14 protein-coding genes are annotated in these 14,794 nt (G+C 62.0%); 4 read left to right on the top strand and 10 right to left on the bottom strand.

Annotated elements, in window-relative coordinates; translation table 11 throughout:
* Positions 1-10: 10 nt before the first annotated feature.
* The 5 genes from BGO64_RS20435 to cysK all read right to left on the bottom strand — a co-directional run bounded on the left by BGO64_RS20435 (position 11) and on the right by cysK (position 4,805).
* A complete protein-coding gene (locus BGO64_RS20435; protein WP_286701277.1) occupies positions 11-556 on the bottom strand; it encodes a cytochrome b in 546 nt (181 codons plus the stop codon).
* Positions 557-810: 254 nt separating this feature from the next.
* Positions 811-1,320 (bottom strand): PTS glucose transporter subunit IIA, encoded by a 510-nt coding sequence (crr, locus tag BGO64_RS20430; protein ID WP_010673569.1) that lies wholly within the window; start codon positions 1,318-1,320, stop codon positions 811-813.
* Positions 1,321-1,363: 43 nt separating this feature from the next.
* Positions 1,364-3,091, bottom strand: coding sequence for a phosphoenolpyruvate-protein phosphotransferase PtsI (ptsI, locus tag BGO64_RS20425; RefSeq protein ID WP_041213301.1), 1,728 nt, complete (start codon positions 3,089-3,091; stop codon positions 1,364-1,366).
* A gap of 44 nt (positions 3,092-3,135) precedes the next feature.
* Positions 3,136-3,393 (bottom strand): HPr family phosphocarrier protein, encoded by a 258-nt coding sequence (locus tag BGO64_RS20420; protein WP_005303128.1) that lies wholly within the window; start codon positions 3,391-3,393, stop codon positions 3,136-3,138.
* 443 nt (positions 3,394-3,836) lie between these two features.
* Entirely contained in the window at positions 3,837-4,805 is a 969-nt protein-coding gene (gene cysK, locus BGO64_RS20415) for a cysteine synthase A (protein ID WP_010673571.1), read from the bottom strand.
* A gap of 163 nt (positions 4,806-4,968) precedes the next feature.
* Here cysK and BGO64_RS20410 point away from each other — a divergent pair, with 163 nt between their 5' ends.
* From BGO64_RS20410 to BGO64_RS20400, 3 genes are read left to right on the top strand one after another with little or no spacing between them, the layout of a single operon-like run.
* Positions 4,969-5,811, top strand: coding sequence for an AAA family ATPase (locus BGO64_RS20410; RefSeq protein ID WP_286701276.1), 843 nt, complete (start codon positions 4,969-4,971; stop codon positions 5,809-5,811).
* The gene (locus tag BGO64_RS20405; protein WP_253585260.1) at positions 5,812-6,975 is read left to right on the top strand and encodes a vWA domain-containing protein; all 1,164 of its coding nucleotides are present in this window, start codon (positions 5,812-5,814) and stop codon (positions 6,973-6,975) included.
* Positions 6,976-7,030: 55 nt separating this feature from the next.
* On the top strand, positions 7,031-8,152 hold the full coding sequence (locus BGO64_RS20400) for a beta-ketoacyl-ACP synthase III (protein ID WP_151028672.1): 1,122 nt from the start codon (positions 7,031-7,033) through the stop codon (positions 8,150-8,152).
* Positions 8,153-8,199: 47 nt separating this feature from the next.
* Here the strand turns inward: BGO64_RS20400 and tsaA are convergent, their stop codons facing one another.
* Positions 8,200-8,904 (bottom strand): tRNA (N6-threonylcarbamoyladenosine(37)-N6)-methyltransferase TrmO, encoded by a 705-nt coding sequence (gene tsaA / locus BGO64_RS20395; protein ID WP_041213296.1) that lies wholly within the window; start codon positions 8,902-8,904, stop codon positions 8,200-8,202.
* A 305-nt stretch (positions 8,905-9,209) separates the two neighbouring features.
* Between tsaA and BGO64_RS20390 the strand changes: the two genes are divergently transcribed.
* The gene (locus BGO64_RS20390) at positions 9,210-10,205 is read left to right on the top strand and encodes an NAD-dependent epimerase/dehydratase family protein (RefSeq protein ID WP_286701275.1); all 996 of its coding nucleotides are present in this window, start codon (positions 9,210-9,212) and stop codon (positions 10,203-10,205) included.
* A 71-nt stretch (positions 10,206-10,276) separates the two neighbouring features.
* Here BGO64_RS20390 and BGO64_RS20385 read toward each other — a convergent pair whose 3' ends face one another.
* From BGO64_RS20385 to cydD, 4 genes are all read right to left on the bottom strand, one after another.
* Positions 10,277-10,663, bottom strand: coding sequence for a DUF488 domain-containing protein (locus tag BGO64_RS20385; RefSeq protein WP_104454513.1), 387 nt, complete (start codon positions 10,661-10,663; stop codon positions 10,277-10,279).
* Between the two features lie 8 nt (positions 10,664-10,671).
* Entirely contained in the window at positions 10,672-11,043 is a 372-nt protein-coding gene (rcsF, locus tag BGO64_RS20380; RefSeq protein WP_010673578.1) for an Rcs stress response system protein RcsF, read from the bottom strand.
* Positions 11,044-11,150: 107 nt separating this feature from the next.
* Positions 11,151-12,896, bottom strand: coding sequence for a heme ABC transporter ATP-binding protein/permease CydC (cydC, locus tag BGO64_RS20375; RefSeq protein WP_042878895.1), 1,746 nt, complete (start codon positions 12,894-12,896; stop codon positions 11,151-11,153).
* Positions 12,889-14,664, bottom strand: a complete 1,776-nt coding sequence (gene cydD, locus BGO64_RS20370) for a heme ABC transporter permease/ATP-binding protein CydD (RefSeq protein WP_139737425.1) — start codon at positions 14,662-14,664, stop codon at positions 12,889-12,891. The genes cydC and cydD overlap by 8 nt, the downstream gene beginning before the upstream one ends.
* Positions 14,665-14,794: the final 130 nt, after the last annotated feature.

Raw genomic sequence — 14,794 nt, 5'->3', positions numbered from 1 at the left:
TCGTTGCTGGTTATTTGCGCTCGGGCAGCATATTGGTCAGGGTGTTGTCCTTGAGCACATGGTGGTGGTAGATGGCTGCCGCCGCGTGCAGGGCAATCAGGGTATAGCCAATGTTGGCCAGCGTCTCGTGCAGCTCCTTGATGGTACCCTTCAGGCCGTCATCGGGGGCGATGAGGGCTGGGAGCGCCAGGCCGAAGAAGGGGATGGGCTTGCCGCCCGCACTCAGCAGCAGCCAGCCCAGCAGCGGAGTGAGGATCAAGAAGCCATAGAGCGCCAGGTGGGCGAGCTTGGCCAGCGTGAGCATCAGGGGGGAGAGATCGGGCACGATACGCGGTGAAGGGCTACCCACGCGCACCAGCAGGCGCACGACCACCAGCGCCAGGATCAGCAGACCCACCATGAAGTGAAACTCCTTCATCAGGTCGCGGCCGGCCGACCCTTTGGGGAAGATGTCCCTGAACTCCATCAGCGCATAGACGGCGATCATCAGCAGCAGGGTCAACCAGTGCAGCCCTATGCTCAGGCTGCCATAACGTTGTTCGGTATTTCTCAGCATCGTTGTCTCCTCGCCACTTAAGCGGCTTATCTCTTTTCATCCCGTCTCGTATCGAGCCAAAGGACCCGCAGGTATCCCTCTTGAGGGTACTCGGCTTGCTTATGCCCGTGTTGATCTCGATAACATTTCTGCCTGTTTGCCATCATGCTGACCTGTGCGGGAGCCCATGGAGTATCAGGAGATGGAAGGGGCAAAAAAAAACCGAAGCACCAGGCTTCGGTTTTTGGCGGTCGCTGGCGTCAGGCCAGGGCGCATTATTTCTTGATGCGGATCACCGGGGTTTCGCCCACGGTCACGGCGCCAGTCATTTTCACCAGCTCTTTGATCTCGTCCATGTTGGAGATGACCACAGGCGTCAGGGTAGACTTGGCTTTGGCTTCCAGAACGGCCAGATCGAACTCGATGATGGTGTCACCGCGCTTGACCTGTTGACCTTCCTGAGCGATACGGGTGAAACCTTCACCCTTCAGCTCGACGGTGTCGATACCGAAGTGAACGAACAGCTCGATACCAGAGTCGGACTCCAGAGAGAACGCGTGGTTGGTCTCGAAGATTTTGCCGATGGTGCCGTCGCACGGAGCAACCATCTTGTTGCCGGCCGGCTTGATGGCGATGCCGTCGCCGACGATCTTCTCGGCGAAGACGACGTCAGGCACATCTTCGATGGGGACGATTTCGCCGGACAGCGGAGCAAAGATTTCGATGCCGCCAGTGTCAGAACTGTCGTCGGAAACCAGTTTCTTCAGTTTGTCGAACAGACCCATAGTAAAAGCTCCTAGAGATGATTGTCGCTGTTTGCAGCCGATCTTAGCAGACTGCCTTCTGCTTAATAAAGTTATCTACGCACGCTTCGATTTCGGCGGCGGTGGCAAAGCTCAGCGCCTGGTCGGCCATGGCCTTCACATCTTCGAAGTTGGTGTTGCGGATAAGCTTCTTGATACGCGGTACAGAGATGGCGCTCATGGAGAACTCATCCAGACCCATACCCAGCAGCAGCAGGGTGGCGCGTTCGTCACCAGCCAGTTCACCGCACATACCGGTCCACTTGCCATTGTCATGGGAAGCGTCGATCACCATCTTGATCAGGGTCAGGACGGAGGGTGACAGCGGGTTGTACATGGCGGAAATCATCTCGTTACCACGGTCGACAGCCAGGGTGTACTGGGTCAGGTCGTTGGTACCGATACTGAAGAAATCCACTTCCTTGGCCAGATGATGAGCCATCACGGCCGCGGCCGGGGTCTCGATCATGATACCCACTTCGATGGATTCATCAAAGGCTTTGCCTTCGGCACGCAGTTCGGCTTTCAGCGTCTCCACGGTAGCCTTCAGGCTGCGGAACTCTTCGACGGAGATGATCATCGGGAACATGATGCGCAGTTTGCCGAAGGCAGACGCACGCAGGATGGCCCGCAGCTGGGCGTGCATGATGTCGGTGCGATCGAAGAAGATACGCACGGCACGCCAGCCCAGGAAGGGGTTCATCTCTTTCGGGAAATTCATGTAGGGCAGTTCTTTGTCGCCGCCGATGTCCATGGTACGGACAATGATCGGTTGATCCGGCATGGCTTCGGCCACTTCCTTGTAAGCCTTGAACTGCTCGTCTTCGGTCGGCAGCGCGTCACGGTCCATGAACAGGAATTCGGTACGGTACAGACCCACGCCTTCGGCGCCGTTGCGGATGGCACCTTCGGTATCCTTGACGGTCCCGATGTTGGCGCACACTTCGACCTGGTGGCCATCCAGAGTGATGGCAGGCAGGTCTTTGAGCTTGGCCAGCTCGTCCTTCTCTGCCTGGAACTGGGCCTGGAACTTCTTGGCTTCGTTCAACTGGTCGGCGGTCGGGTTGATGATGACCTGGTTGTTGATCGCATCCAGCACCAGCATGTCACCGTTCTTGACGCGCTCGGTGATGTCGTTGGTGCCCACGACGGCCGGCAGCTCCAGGGAGCGGGCCATGATGGAGGTGTGGGAGGTACGGCCACCGATGTCGGTGACGAAACCCAGCACGTATTTCAGGTTGATCTGAGCGGTTTCAGACGGGGTCAGGTCTTTGGCGACCAGGATGACCTCTTCGTCGATGGTGCTCAGGTTGACAACGGCGATGCCCAGTACGTTCTTGACCAGACGGGTGCCGATGTCACGGAAGTCGGTGGCGCGCTCACGCAGATAGGGGTCATCCAGATCGGCCATCATCTTGGCGTACTGTTCGATCACCTCGTGAACGGCTCTGTCGGCAGAGGCTTTGTGTTCTTTGATGAAGGATCTGATATCCCCTTCCAGCTCTTCATCTTCGAGCAGCATGATGTGGCCTTCGAAGATGGCCTCTTTTTCTTCACCGAAGGTGCGACCGGCCATCTCTTTGATGGCTTCCAGCTGTGCGGCTGACTTGGTGCGGGCTTCGAGGAAGCGGTTGATCTCGGCATCAATCTGTTCGGCGGGAATCTTGCCCTGATTGATAACGATTTCATCTTCTTTCAGAAGAAGCGCCTTGCCGAATGCGATACCGGGGGACGCAAGAATGCCAGATATCATAATCCTTCCTATTAAAACGACTGTGGGGGAGGAATAAAGCTGGATTACTCCAGCTCGTCCATCAGGGCAACCAGCTTCTCAACGGCTTTCTGAGCGTCCGGGCCGTCAGCCTGGATGGTCACGTTGGTGCCTTTGGTCAGACCCAGGGTCTGGAGCTTGAACAGGCTCTTGGCGCTGGCGGATTTGCCACCGGAGACCACAGTGATCTCGCTTTGGAATTCTTTGGCTTCTTTCACGAACTGAGCTGCAGGACGGGTGTGCAGGCCGTTTTCAGCAGTAATAACAACAGACTTCTCGTACATGGTTTCACCCCATATTATTGATATTGTTTGGAGAGATGGTCGCTAATGAGGCTTCCTGTCTCACCGTGTCAGTATGGATATGTTGTAAAGTAACGAAATCAGACCTGCAATGGTTTAATCCAGGTCAATTTTCTGTGCAGTATTCGGCGTCGTGGCCAGGTATTTTTTCGCTATCAGGCTGTAAGCCGCGTCAGGACTGGCCTGAAATTATTTTATAACGAAAAATAACACTTTGTTACCTTGTGATACCTTGCCAGCAAACACCTCGTGACGCCGCACAGGATATGAGATTTATCACAGAATGTCTGCTTTTTTTGTCATATCCAATTTTGTTATTTTACCCCAAAAAATAAGGGGCCGAGTGGCACTGGTGGCTAGAGAGTTTAGCGCATAATGAAAACGGCGCTCCGAGGAGCGCCGTCGTTTTGGTGTTGGCTGATCAACTACTGCTGCAATTCCTGCTCGCTGAACACACCGGCGAAGAGGGCGCTGGAGAGGTAACGCTCGGCGGCGCTCGGCAGGATGACGACAATCGTTTTCCCTTCGAACTCCGGCTGCTCGGCCAGACGGTTGGCAGCGACCACGGCAGCGCCGGAGCTGATACCGGCCAGGATCCCTTCCTCTTCCATCAGGCGGCGGGCCATCTCGATGGCTTCGTCACTGCTCACCTGCTCGACGCGGTCCAGCAGGCTCAAATCCAGGTTGCCCGGGATGAAGCCGGCGCCGATGCCCTGGATCTTGTGGGGACCGGGCTTTATCTCTTCACCCGCCAGTTTCTGGCTGATGACGGGGGATTCGCTGGGCTCGACCGCCACGGAGACGATGGCCTTGCCTTTGGTCTTCTTGATGTAGCGGGAGACCCCGGTGATGGTGCCGCCGGTGCCGACGCCCGCCACGAACACATCCACCTCGCCATCGGTGGCGTCCCAGATCTCGGGTCCAGTGGTCTGCTCGTGGATTTCCGGGTTGGCCGGGTTTTCAAACTGTTGCAGCAGCACGTACTTGCCCGGCTCGGATTCGAGGATCTCGTTGGCCTTGGCGATGGCGCCCTTCATGCCGAGGGGACCTTCGGTCAGCACCAGGTTGGCACCCAGGGCCTTGAGCAGCTTGCGGCGCTCCAGGCTCATGGTGGCCGGCATGGTCAGGGTGATGGGATAGCCGCGGGCCGCAGCCACGAATGCCAGGGCAATGCCCGTGTTGCCGCTGGTGGGCTCGATGATCTCCTTGCCCTTGGTCAGCACGCCGCGTTTCTCGGCATCCCAGATGAGGTTGGCACCGATCCGGCACTTGACGCTGAAGCTTGGGTTGCGGCTCTCGATCTTGGCCAGCACGCGGCCCTTGGTAACACGGTTGAGACGAACAAGCGGGGTGTTGCCTATGGTCTGGCTGTTGTCCTCAAAAATTTTGCTCATGGTGCTATCCCTGTGTTTGTTAAGGCGATGAAACAAGATTACCCTGTGGTTTCTGAATGAGAAGTGACGAATCGTTATAACAATATGTTATTACAACATATAGAACTTATTCTCTCTTGCCGAGGGGGCTCCCGCTGCCTGGGCATCCAATGGAAGGGATCTCATGGGATTTGCAGGAAGCGACCGCTATCTCGCATCACAGGCACTGAAGATGGCCGTCGATGCCGCCATCGTGCTGGAGAAGCCGCTGCTCATCAAGGGTGAGCCCGGTACGGGCAAGACAGTGCTGGCGGAGGCGGTGGCCGAATCCCTGGGCGCCGAGCTCATCAGCTGGCACATCAAGTCCACCACCAAGGCCCAGCAGGGGCTCTACGAATATGATGCCGTCGCCCGGCTGCGAGACTCCCAGCTTGGCGACCCCAGGGTAGGGGAGATAGGCCACTACATCCGCCGGGGTAAGCTGTGGCAGGCCTTCAGGGCAGAGCAGCGGCCAGTGCTGCTCATCGATGAAATCGACAAGGCGGACATCGAGTTTCCCAACGATCTGCTGCTGGAGCTGGATCGGATGGAGTTCGATGTCTACGAGACCGGCGAGCGAGTCAAGGCCCGCCAGCGGCCGGTGGTCATCATCACCTCCAACAACGAAAAAGAGCTGCCGGATGCCTTCCTGCGCCGCTGCTTCTTCCACTACATCCGCTTCCCCGACAAGGCCGAGATGCAGACCATCGTCAAGCTCCACTACCCAAACCTCAAGGAGAGCCTGCTTGGTGAGGCGATGGAGCTCTTCTTCGAGCTGCGCGAGGTAGAGGGGCTGCGCAAGAAGCCGTCCACCTCGGAGCTGCTGGACTGGATCCGGCTGTTGTTGGCCGACGACATCGCCCCCGAAGCCCTGCGCACCCGCGAGCCGGGCAAACTGGTGCCTGCCCTCTACGGCGCCCTGCTCAAGACCGAGCAGGACCTGCATCTGTTCGAGAAGCTCGCTTTTCTGGCCAGACGCGGCGGCTGAATGCTCATCGACTTCTTCCTTCACCTGCGCCGCCACAAGCTTCCTTGCAGCCTGCGGGAGCTGCTCGACCTGCACGCGGCGCTGGCAGCCAGACTGGCCAGCCTCGACATGGACGAGTTCTACCAGCTATCCCGCTGCCTGCTGGTGAAAGACGAGGCGCACTACGATCGCTTCGATCGCGCCTTCGCCGAGTATTACGAGGGGTTGGCCGCCATCCCCCTGTTGCCGGAGAGCCTGCCCGAGGAGTGGCTGCGCAAGGAGTTCGAGCGACTGTTAAGCCCCGAGGAGAAGGCGTTGCTCCAATCCCTTGGCGGGTTGGACAAGCTGCTGGAGACCCTCAATCAGCGGCTAAGCGAGCAGAAGGAGCGTCACGCCGGCGGCAACAAGTGGGTCGGCACCGGGGGCAGCAGCCCGTTCGGTCACGGCGGCTATCACCCGGAAGGGATCCGCATGGGGGGAGAGGGCCAGCACGGGCGGGCGACCAAGGTGTGGGAAGCGCGCCACTTTCGCAACTTCAGTGACGACTCGCCCCTGGGGCAGCGCGCCATCCAGCTCGCCCTGCGCAAGCTCAGACGCTGGGTGCGCCGGGGCAATCCCGACGAGCTGGATCTCGACGACACCATCCAAAGCTCGGCCAGGCAAGGCTGGCTCGATGTGAAGCTGCGGCCCGAGCGCCACAACGGGGTCAAACTGCTGGTCTTCTTCGACGTAGGGGGCTCCATGGATGCCCATGTGGCCGAGGTGCAGCGCCTCTTTTCGGCCCTGCGCCACGAGTTCAAGCACCTGGTGTTCTTCTATTTTCACAACTGCCTCTACGACTTCGTCTGGCAGGACAATGCCAGGCGCCTTGATGATCGGTTCGATACCCTGCGGCTGCTGCGCACCTACGGCAGCGACTACAGGGTGATGGTGGTGGGGGATGCGAAGATGGGCCCCTATGAAATCACCTGGCCAGGTGGCAGCGTAGAGTACTGGAACGAGGAGCCCGGCCAGGTGTGGCTCGGGCGCCTGCAACAACATTTCCCCAAGATGGTGTGGGTCAATCCGCTGCCAAGGCAGGAGTGGCTGTGGCACCCCTCCATCAAGTTGATGAACGAATTGATCGGCGGGCGGATGCACCCGCTGACCCTGGCGGGTCTGGCTGCGGCCATCGACCAGCTGTGACCCTCTGAACCCTAAAAAACAGACAAGCCGGGATTGCACCCGGCCAGGAGCAAAGATGACCTCTATCGTAATCAGTGGCTCAGGCCTCTATACCCCTCCCTTTGCCGTCAGCAATGAAGCGCTGGTGGCGGCCTTCAACCAGTACGTGGATCTCTACAACGAGGAGAACGCCTCCGCCATCGATGCAGGGCAGCTGCCTGCCAAGCAGCACTCGAGCTGCGAGTTCATCGAGAAGGCCTCCGGCATCAAGAGCCGCTATCTGGTGAGCAGCGAGGGGGTGCTGGATCCCGACATCATGCAACCGCTCATGGCGGAGCGCCCGGACGATCAGCCCTCCATCATGGTGGAGATGGCGGTGGCGGCCGCCGAGCAGGCGCTGATCGCCGCCGGTCGTGAACCGGGGGAGATCGATCTTGTCATCGTCGCCGCCTCCAACATGCCGCGCCCCTACCCGGCGCTGGCCATTGAATTGCAGCACTATCTCGGCGCCAGCGGCCTGGCATTCGACATGAACGTGGCCTGCTCTTCCGCCACCTTCGGGATCAAGACCGCCGCAGACATGCTGGCGGCAGGCACCGCCCGGCTGGCGCTGGTGGTCAATCCGGAGATCTGCTCGGGTCACCTCAACTTCCGCGATCGGGACAGTCACTTCATCTTCGGTGACGCCTGTACCGCCGTGCTGCTGGAGCGGGAGACCGATTGCCAGGTGGCCAACCCCTGGCAACTGGTGGCCAGCAAGCTTGTGACCCAGTATTCCAACAACATCCGCAACAACTTCGGCTTCCTGAACCGGCTCAGCCCGCGCACCCGCTACGGCGACGACAAGCTGTTTCGCCAGCAGGGGCGCAAGGTGTTCAAGGAGGTGCTGCCTCTGGTGTGCGAGCAGATAGCCTCCCAGCTGGCGGAGCAGGGATGGGCGGCCGATGGCTTGAGCCGGCTCTGGCTCCATCAGGCCAACCTCACCATGAACCAGTTCATCGGCCGCAAGTTGCTGGGCCATGACGCCAGCCAGCAGGAGGCGCCTGTCATCCTCGATCGCTACGGCAACACCAGCTCGGCGGGTTCCATCATCGCCTTCCACCTCTTCAACCAGGATCTGCCGAGCGGGGCTCGCGGGGTGCTCTGCTCCTTTGGGGCCGGTTACTCCATCGGCAGCCTGCTGCTGCAGCGGCGCTGAGCACCCTGTTTTGCCCATAAAAAAGCCACCCGGGAGGGTGGCATTTTTCAAGCAGGTTCGATGGTCAGCACCTGACATTGCGGTTCTTTTATCTGAAATCGCACGTTCACATCGAACAATCTGACACCGTACACCTTGTCATCCGGCTTGCCCTTCTTGTAAGCAGGGCGGGGATCCTGAGCCAGCACCTCCCTCACCAGTTCACGCAGCTCCGGGTGGGCCTTGAGCCAGGGGGCGAGCTGCTGCTCGGCCTGGGCGCTGAAGCTCACCGCCAGCGGCGGGGTGGGGGCATCGGGGGCGAAACCGCCACGGGCGTGGGGCAGGCTGTCGGCATAGGGGACATAGGGCTTGATGTCGACGACGGGGGTGCCGTCGAGCAAGTCCACGGCGCCCAGCTCGAGCCAGAGCTTGCCGCGCTCACGTCCCACCCCGTGCAGCTCGACCACGGAGAGGCCAAGGGGGTTGGGGCGGAAGGTGGAGCGGGTGGCAAAGACCCCGACCCTCTCGTTGCCGCCGAGGCGCGGCGGGCGCACCGTCGGGTGCCAGCCCTGATCCATGGTCTGGTGAAACACGAAGCTGATCCAGAGATGGGAGAATTGCTCGATGCCGCGCAGCACATCGGGCTGATCATAGGGAGGAAGCAGTTCGAGGCGAGCGCGAGCCGCGCTGACCAGGCCTGGCTGGCGGGGTATGGCGAACTTCTCCTTGTAGGGAGAGCGGATGATCCCTAGGGTATCGATATCGAACTTCATGGCGGATCCTGGCTGAAAACCCGGGCAATGTAGCACAGGCACGCCGAAAACGCAGGGGGAGTACCAGGACGCAGCCCCTGTGATCCCGATCCCAGACCCGGTGCCCGGGGGCTGTGTCCTGGTGCCAACTTGCGTAGGGTGGGGCGGCAAAAGGGGTGGCGGGGGAGCGGACAAGGAATCTGCTGCCCGCACCATGACGATATGCCTGGCGGCATCAGGGCGTGTGCTCACCATGCCAGGCCATGGCCGTTTCGGCTGCCCGTGGAGGGGCTGCAAGGAGAGGGCGCCATAGAGGAGAGACAGGGATGAAATTGTTGATTATCGGCGGCACCGGCTTTCTGGGTCGCCACCTGACCACGCTGGCCCTGGATTGGGGGCACGAGGTGACGCTGTTCAATCGCGGCCACCGCCAGCACCCGGATTGGCGGGAGCTGACCCAGCTTCACGGGGACAGAGACGGGGACCTGGCCCCCTTGCGGGGCGAGGGGCGGCACTGGGATCTGGTCATCGACACCTGCTGCTATCGCCCCGAACAGGCTGAAGGACTCTCTGACGCCCTGCTGGGGCGCTGCGATCGGCTCATCTTCATCTCCACCATCAGTGTCTATCGCGATTTTTCCCAACCCGGCATGGATGAGTCGGCCCCCTTGCACGAGATGGCAGGAACGCCCACCGACTACGGCCCCCTCAAGGTGCTGTGCGAGTCGGTGTATCGCGCCCGCTGGGGAGATCGCCTGTGCACCCTGCGCCCCGGCGTGCTCTGCGGCCCCTTTGACCCGACCGCTCGTCTTGCCTGGTGGGTGAGGCGGGTGCAGCGGGGCGGGCCCTGGCTCTTGCCGGGGCTGGGGGAAGACAGGCTGCAATACCTGGATGTACGCGACTGTGCCGAGTTCGTGCTGCGGGCTGCCGAGCAGCGACTCGCTGGGTGCTTCAACCTGATCAAGCCCGGCATCGCACTGAACGACTGGGTGGAGCGCCTCGCTGCCCGGCTGACGCCAGCGACCCCCTTGCAGCTCGAGTGGGCTCCCTGGCGTGACCTGATGGCGGCAGGGGTGGCGCCCTGGCAAAGCTATCCCACGCTGCTGCCAAACGAGCTGCCCGAGTATGCTGGGTATGGCACCATCAGCGCCGAGGCCGCCATCGTTCATGGGCTGAACTTTCGCCCCCTGGAGGAGACGGTTGACGATCTGGTGGTATGGCTTGCCAGCAACCCCCTGGGGCAGCTGCCGGGCATGACCCATGACGAGGAACAGGCCTTGCGACGACGAGTGGAGGTTTCCTTGTCATCGAATGCGTACTAGCCGACATCATAAAGAAGAGGGCTCCCCGGGGTGCCCTCTTCTCATGTGGGGTGTTCATCCATGACGGGCGCTCAGCGCAGCAATGCACCCGCGTCGGCCAGCAGGGTCCTCAGCACACTGCGATGACAGCGGGACTCCTGTTCGCAGTAGCATCCCACCGAGAAATGGGTGGTGTGGGAGAGGGCGGCCAGCAGGGCCAGATCGTGCCTCGCGGCCGGGGCGGCCATCTCGGCCTTGTACTGCTTGCAGAAGGCGGTCCACCGGGCCGGGGTGTCGGCAGTCTGACCGAGTTTCATGGTCTCGGCGCTGGGGGCCAGATTGGGGAACCAGACGTCGTACCAATCCTGGCTGGCGAACGCCGCTTTGGGCACGCCGCGAGGGGGGCGACGCACGGTACCGATGCGAAGCCCCTCATCCTCGAGGCGGGGGCTGCCGAGTCGCACGATGGCGATCGCCATGGCAGGACTTACTTCTCTTCGGCCACTTTCAGCGCCTGACCGTAGCAGATCACCTGCTTCAGGCAGCCGGGCACGTCGCTGAACTCGGCGCACTTGTCGAAGCTGACGCCGTTGCCCCCCATGTCCGCCACGCGGCGGCGGGCCAGGGTGCGGGCTTCACCGGCATTGGGCACCGCCTGATTGGCATCGCTCTGGCAGGATTCCCCCTCGACGGTGCCGAGATAGAGGTAGTTGAGGTCGGCGAGCTCGCTCTGCTCGTAGATCCGCACGCTCCCCGGCTTGAAGTACTCGTCGAAGTTTTCCTTGTCCAGATTGCTGTTGAAGGCGAAGTCGGCGCAACCGGAGGCAATCAGGGGCATCATCAGGATCAGGCGTTTCATATCGGCATCTTGTTGGGTGGCGAGTGGGCCATTATAGGGGGCAGTCGCCGATGGCGACCAGCCCCATTTTTAGCCATATCAATGGATTGTAGCGAGACGACCCCGGATCAGGCGGGGGCCAGTCGCCGGTGCAGGCTGCGGTAGTGATCATCTTCCAGCAGCTCCTGGTGGGGGGCACACAGACGGATGCGACCCTCTTCCATCAGGGCTACCCTGTCCATCCGTTCCAGCCCCAGCAGGCGGTGGGAGATGAGCAGCAGGGTGCGATCCGCCCCCAGGGTCAGCAGCAGATCCATGATCTCCCGTTCGGTCTGGGTATCGAGCCCTTCGGTGGGCTCGTCCAGCAGCCAGAGCGGTGCATCGTGGAGCAGGGCGCGGGCGATGCCGATGCGGCGGCGCTCCCCGCCGGAGAGCGGACGCCCGCCATCCCCGAGCCAGGCATCCAGTCCCTGTTCGGCCTGCTCACCCTCATCGCGCAGCAGAGTTCCGAGCCCCACCTGGGTGAGTACCTCGATGAGCCGTTCGTCGCTGGCTCCGGGGGCGGCCAGGGTGAGGTTGCCACGCAGGGTATCGGCAAACAGGTGGACCCGCTGGCTCACCACGGAGCAGGAGGCGCGCAGCGCCTCTTCGCTGTAATCGGTGAGGGGCTTGCCATCGAGCAGGATCTCCCCCGATAGGGCCGTCCATTCCCGAGTCAGCAACCCCATCAGGGTGGACTTGCCACAGCCGGTCTGCCCCAGCAGCGCCAGCTTCTCCCCGGCATGCAGTTGCAGGGTGCACCCTTGCAGCACGGGAGCATCCTGGCCTGGATAGGTGAAATGCAGGTCGCTTATCTGCACGGCACCCCGGGCAGCGGGGGCTTGCTGTGCTCCCCACTCCGGCGCCTTGGCCTCTTGCAGGATCTCGTTGAGACGGCGGGCGGAGGTGAGGCTGGTGGAGAGGTGCTGGAAGGCACCGGCCAGCGGCAGCAGCGCCTCGAAGCTCGCCAGGGTAGCGAACACCATGAGTGCCGTGATGGGGTCAGGGGCACTGCCACCGACGCCGTGACCGGCCAGCCAGAGCATCAGGGTCAGAGTCCAGCCGCTCAGCAACTGCACCGAGAAGGCGGCCAGGCCGCTGACGCGGGCCATGCGGGCCTGGGCCCGGATCAGGGCCTGCTCCGCCTGCTGCAATCCGGTGAGTGCCTCGGGAGCGGCGGCGAACATCTGCAGTTCGGCCTGGCCGTCCAGATAGTCCACCATGCGGGTGCGCAGGTTGGACTTCTCGGCGATGAGCTGGCGGCCCGGCGCGCGCCCGGCAAAATAGAAGACCAGGGGCAAGGCCAGCATGCCAAAGAGCAGAATGGCTCCCAGCGTCAGCGCCAGGCGACCATCGAAGAAGGAGAGGAAGAAGACCAGCCCGGCGCAGCTCAGCAGGGCCGCCCCAATGGGGGTGATGAGGCGCAGATAGACGTGATCCATGGCATCGATGTCGGCCACCAGACGGTTGAGCAGGTCAGCCTGGCGAAAACCCGCAAGGGAGCCGGGGGAGAGAGGGGAGAGCTTTTGCCAGAACCAGACCCGCAGCCGGGTCAGCACCCGGAAGGTGGCGTCGTGGCTCACGACCCGCTCGCCCCAGCGACTGGCGGTGCGCACGATGGAGAAGAAACGCACGCCCCCCGCAGGGGTCATGTAGTTGAAGGTGTCTCGGGTGGCGACCGCCAGCCCGGCGACGGCGGCGGCGGAGAGGAACCAGCCGGAGAGGGAGAGCAGGCCCATGCCGGCCACCAGGGTGACCAGGGCCAGCAGCAGGCCGATGGAGAGGCTGAGCCAGTGCTGGCGATAAAGGCGCAGGAACGGCAATAGATCAGTCATCGAGAGAGTCTCCGAAACCTTGGGATTGCGACAGGAGGCGGGCGAAGGGGCCCTGGGCCTCGCCGAGTGCGGCAAAACGTCCCTGCTCCACCAGCTTGCCGTGCGCCAGCACCAGGATGTTGTCCATCTGGCTGAGCTGATCGAGGCGGTGGGTGATCATCAGCAGGGTCTGACCTTGTGCGGCCTGTTCGAGGGCGCTCATGACGGCTCGCTCAGAATGGCGATCCAGGCTGGCAGTGGGTTCATCCAGCACCATCATCTGGGTTGTCTTGAGCAGGGTACGGGCAAGGGCGATGCGCTGGGCCTGGCCGACGGAGAGACCGCCCGCCTGATCCCCGACCCGATAGTCCAGCCCTTTCTCGTTGACGAACTCCCAGGCCTGGGCGCGCTTGAGCGCGGATTCCAGCTCGGCGTCGCTGGCGGATGGTCTGGCCAGAAGCAGGTTGTCCCGCAGGGAGCTGTGGAAGAGTTGGGGATTCTGGGAGAGCCAGCCTAGCTGCTGGCGCCACTGGCTGATGTCCAGGGTACGAAGTTCCACTCCGTTGACGCACAGGGAACCGCGATAGGGGGCAAAACCGAGCAGGGCATTGACCAGGGAGCTCTTGCCCGCGCCGCTGATGCCGACCAGGGCGGTGCGCGTGCCGGCTTCCAGCGTGAAATCGAGGGGACCGACCAGCACCTTGCCCTCGGCGCTCAGCACTTCCAGGCTGCGGGCTTCTACCTTGACGGGGCCATCCGCATGGAAGGGGAGCGTCCCGGAGGCGGGTTCGCTCACGTCGGCCTCGAGAAATTCCAGCAGTTGTTCGGCGGCGCCAATGGCCTGTGCCTTGGCGTGATAGTGGGCACCGAGTTCCCGCAGCGGCGCGTAGAACTCGGGGGCGAGGAAGAGCACGAACAGGCCGGTAAAGAGGGTGACCTTGACGCCATAGCTGCCAAAGTTGAGGTGATCGATGTAGGAGAAACCGAAGTAGACGGCCACCAGGGCCACCGCGATGGCGGCGAAGAACTCCAGCACGGCCGTGCTCAGGAAGGCGAGGCGCAGCACCTCCATGGTGCGCTCGCGAAAATCTTCCGATGCATCGCGGATGGCCTCCCCTTCCGCCCGGGTACGCATGAAAAGCTGCAGGGTGCGCAGCCCCTTCAGGCGATCGAGGAAGTGGCCTGAGAGGCGCGCCAGCGACTGGAAGTTGCGGCGGTTGGCATCGGCGGCACCCACCCCCACCAGGATCATGAAGAGAGGAATGAGGGGGGCCGTGCCGAGCAGAATGAGGCCCGCCGCCCAGTTGACCGGGAACACGGAGACCAGGATCACCAGGGGAATAAAGACGGCGATGGCCATCTGGGGCAGATAGCGGGAGAAGAAGTCCTGCATCTCTTCGATCTGCTCGAGCAGCAGGCTGGCCCAGCTACCGGCGGGACGACGCTGGATATAAGCAGGGCCGAGCCTGGCGAGGCGGGTGAGCACCAGCTCGCGGATGGCCTGGCGCACCGCACTGCCCGCCTTGAAACTCGCCACCTCGCGGCCATAGGCCAGGGCCGCCTTGGTCAGGGTCACCAGCAACAGACTGATGAAGAGGGGGGCGGAGTGCTTCGGCGTGGAGCCTTCGATGATGAAACCGTGAAGCAGGGTCGCCAGCAACCAGGCCTGCATCACCATCAGGACGCCCTGACCCAGCCCGAAGGCGATGGAGATGCCGATCCAGCGCCGACCATGGCCCGATTGTTTGCGCAACCAGCCATAGAGATGTTTCTGTCTGTTCTTGTCCATTACCACCCTCCTCAAACGAGTGGCGCAAGACTATCGTCGCCCCCACGGCTTGGCAACCTTGCAGAACCGGGCGGAGGAACATCATTGTGTGAAAAATCGGCTTCATGCTCATTAGTTGGCCGAACAGCTT

Source organism: Aeromonas sp. 62-46 (genome assembly GCF_001898585.1).
Classification (GTDB): Bacteria; Pseudomonadota; Gammaproteobacteria; order Enterobacterales; family Aeromonadaceae; genus Aeromonas; species Aeromonas caviae.
This window is presented reverse-complemented; position numbering and strand designations above follow the sequence as displayed.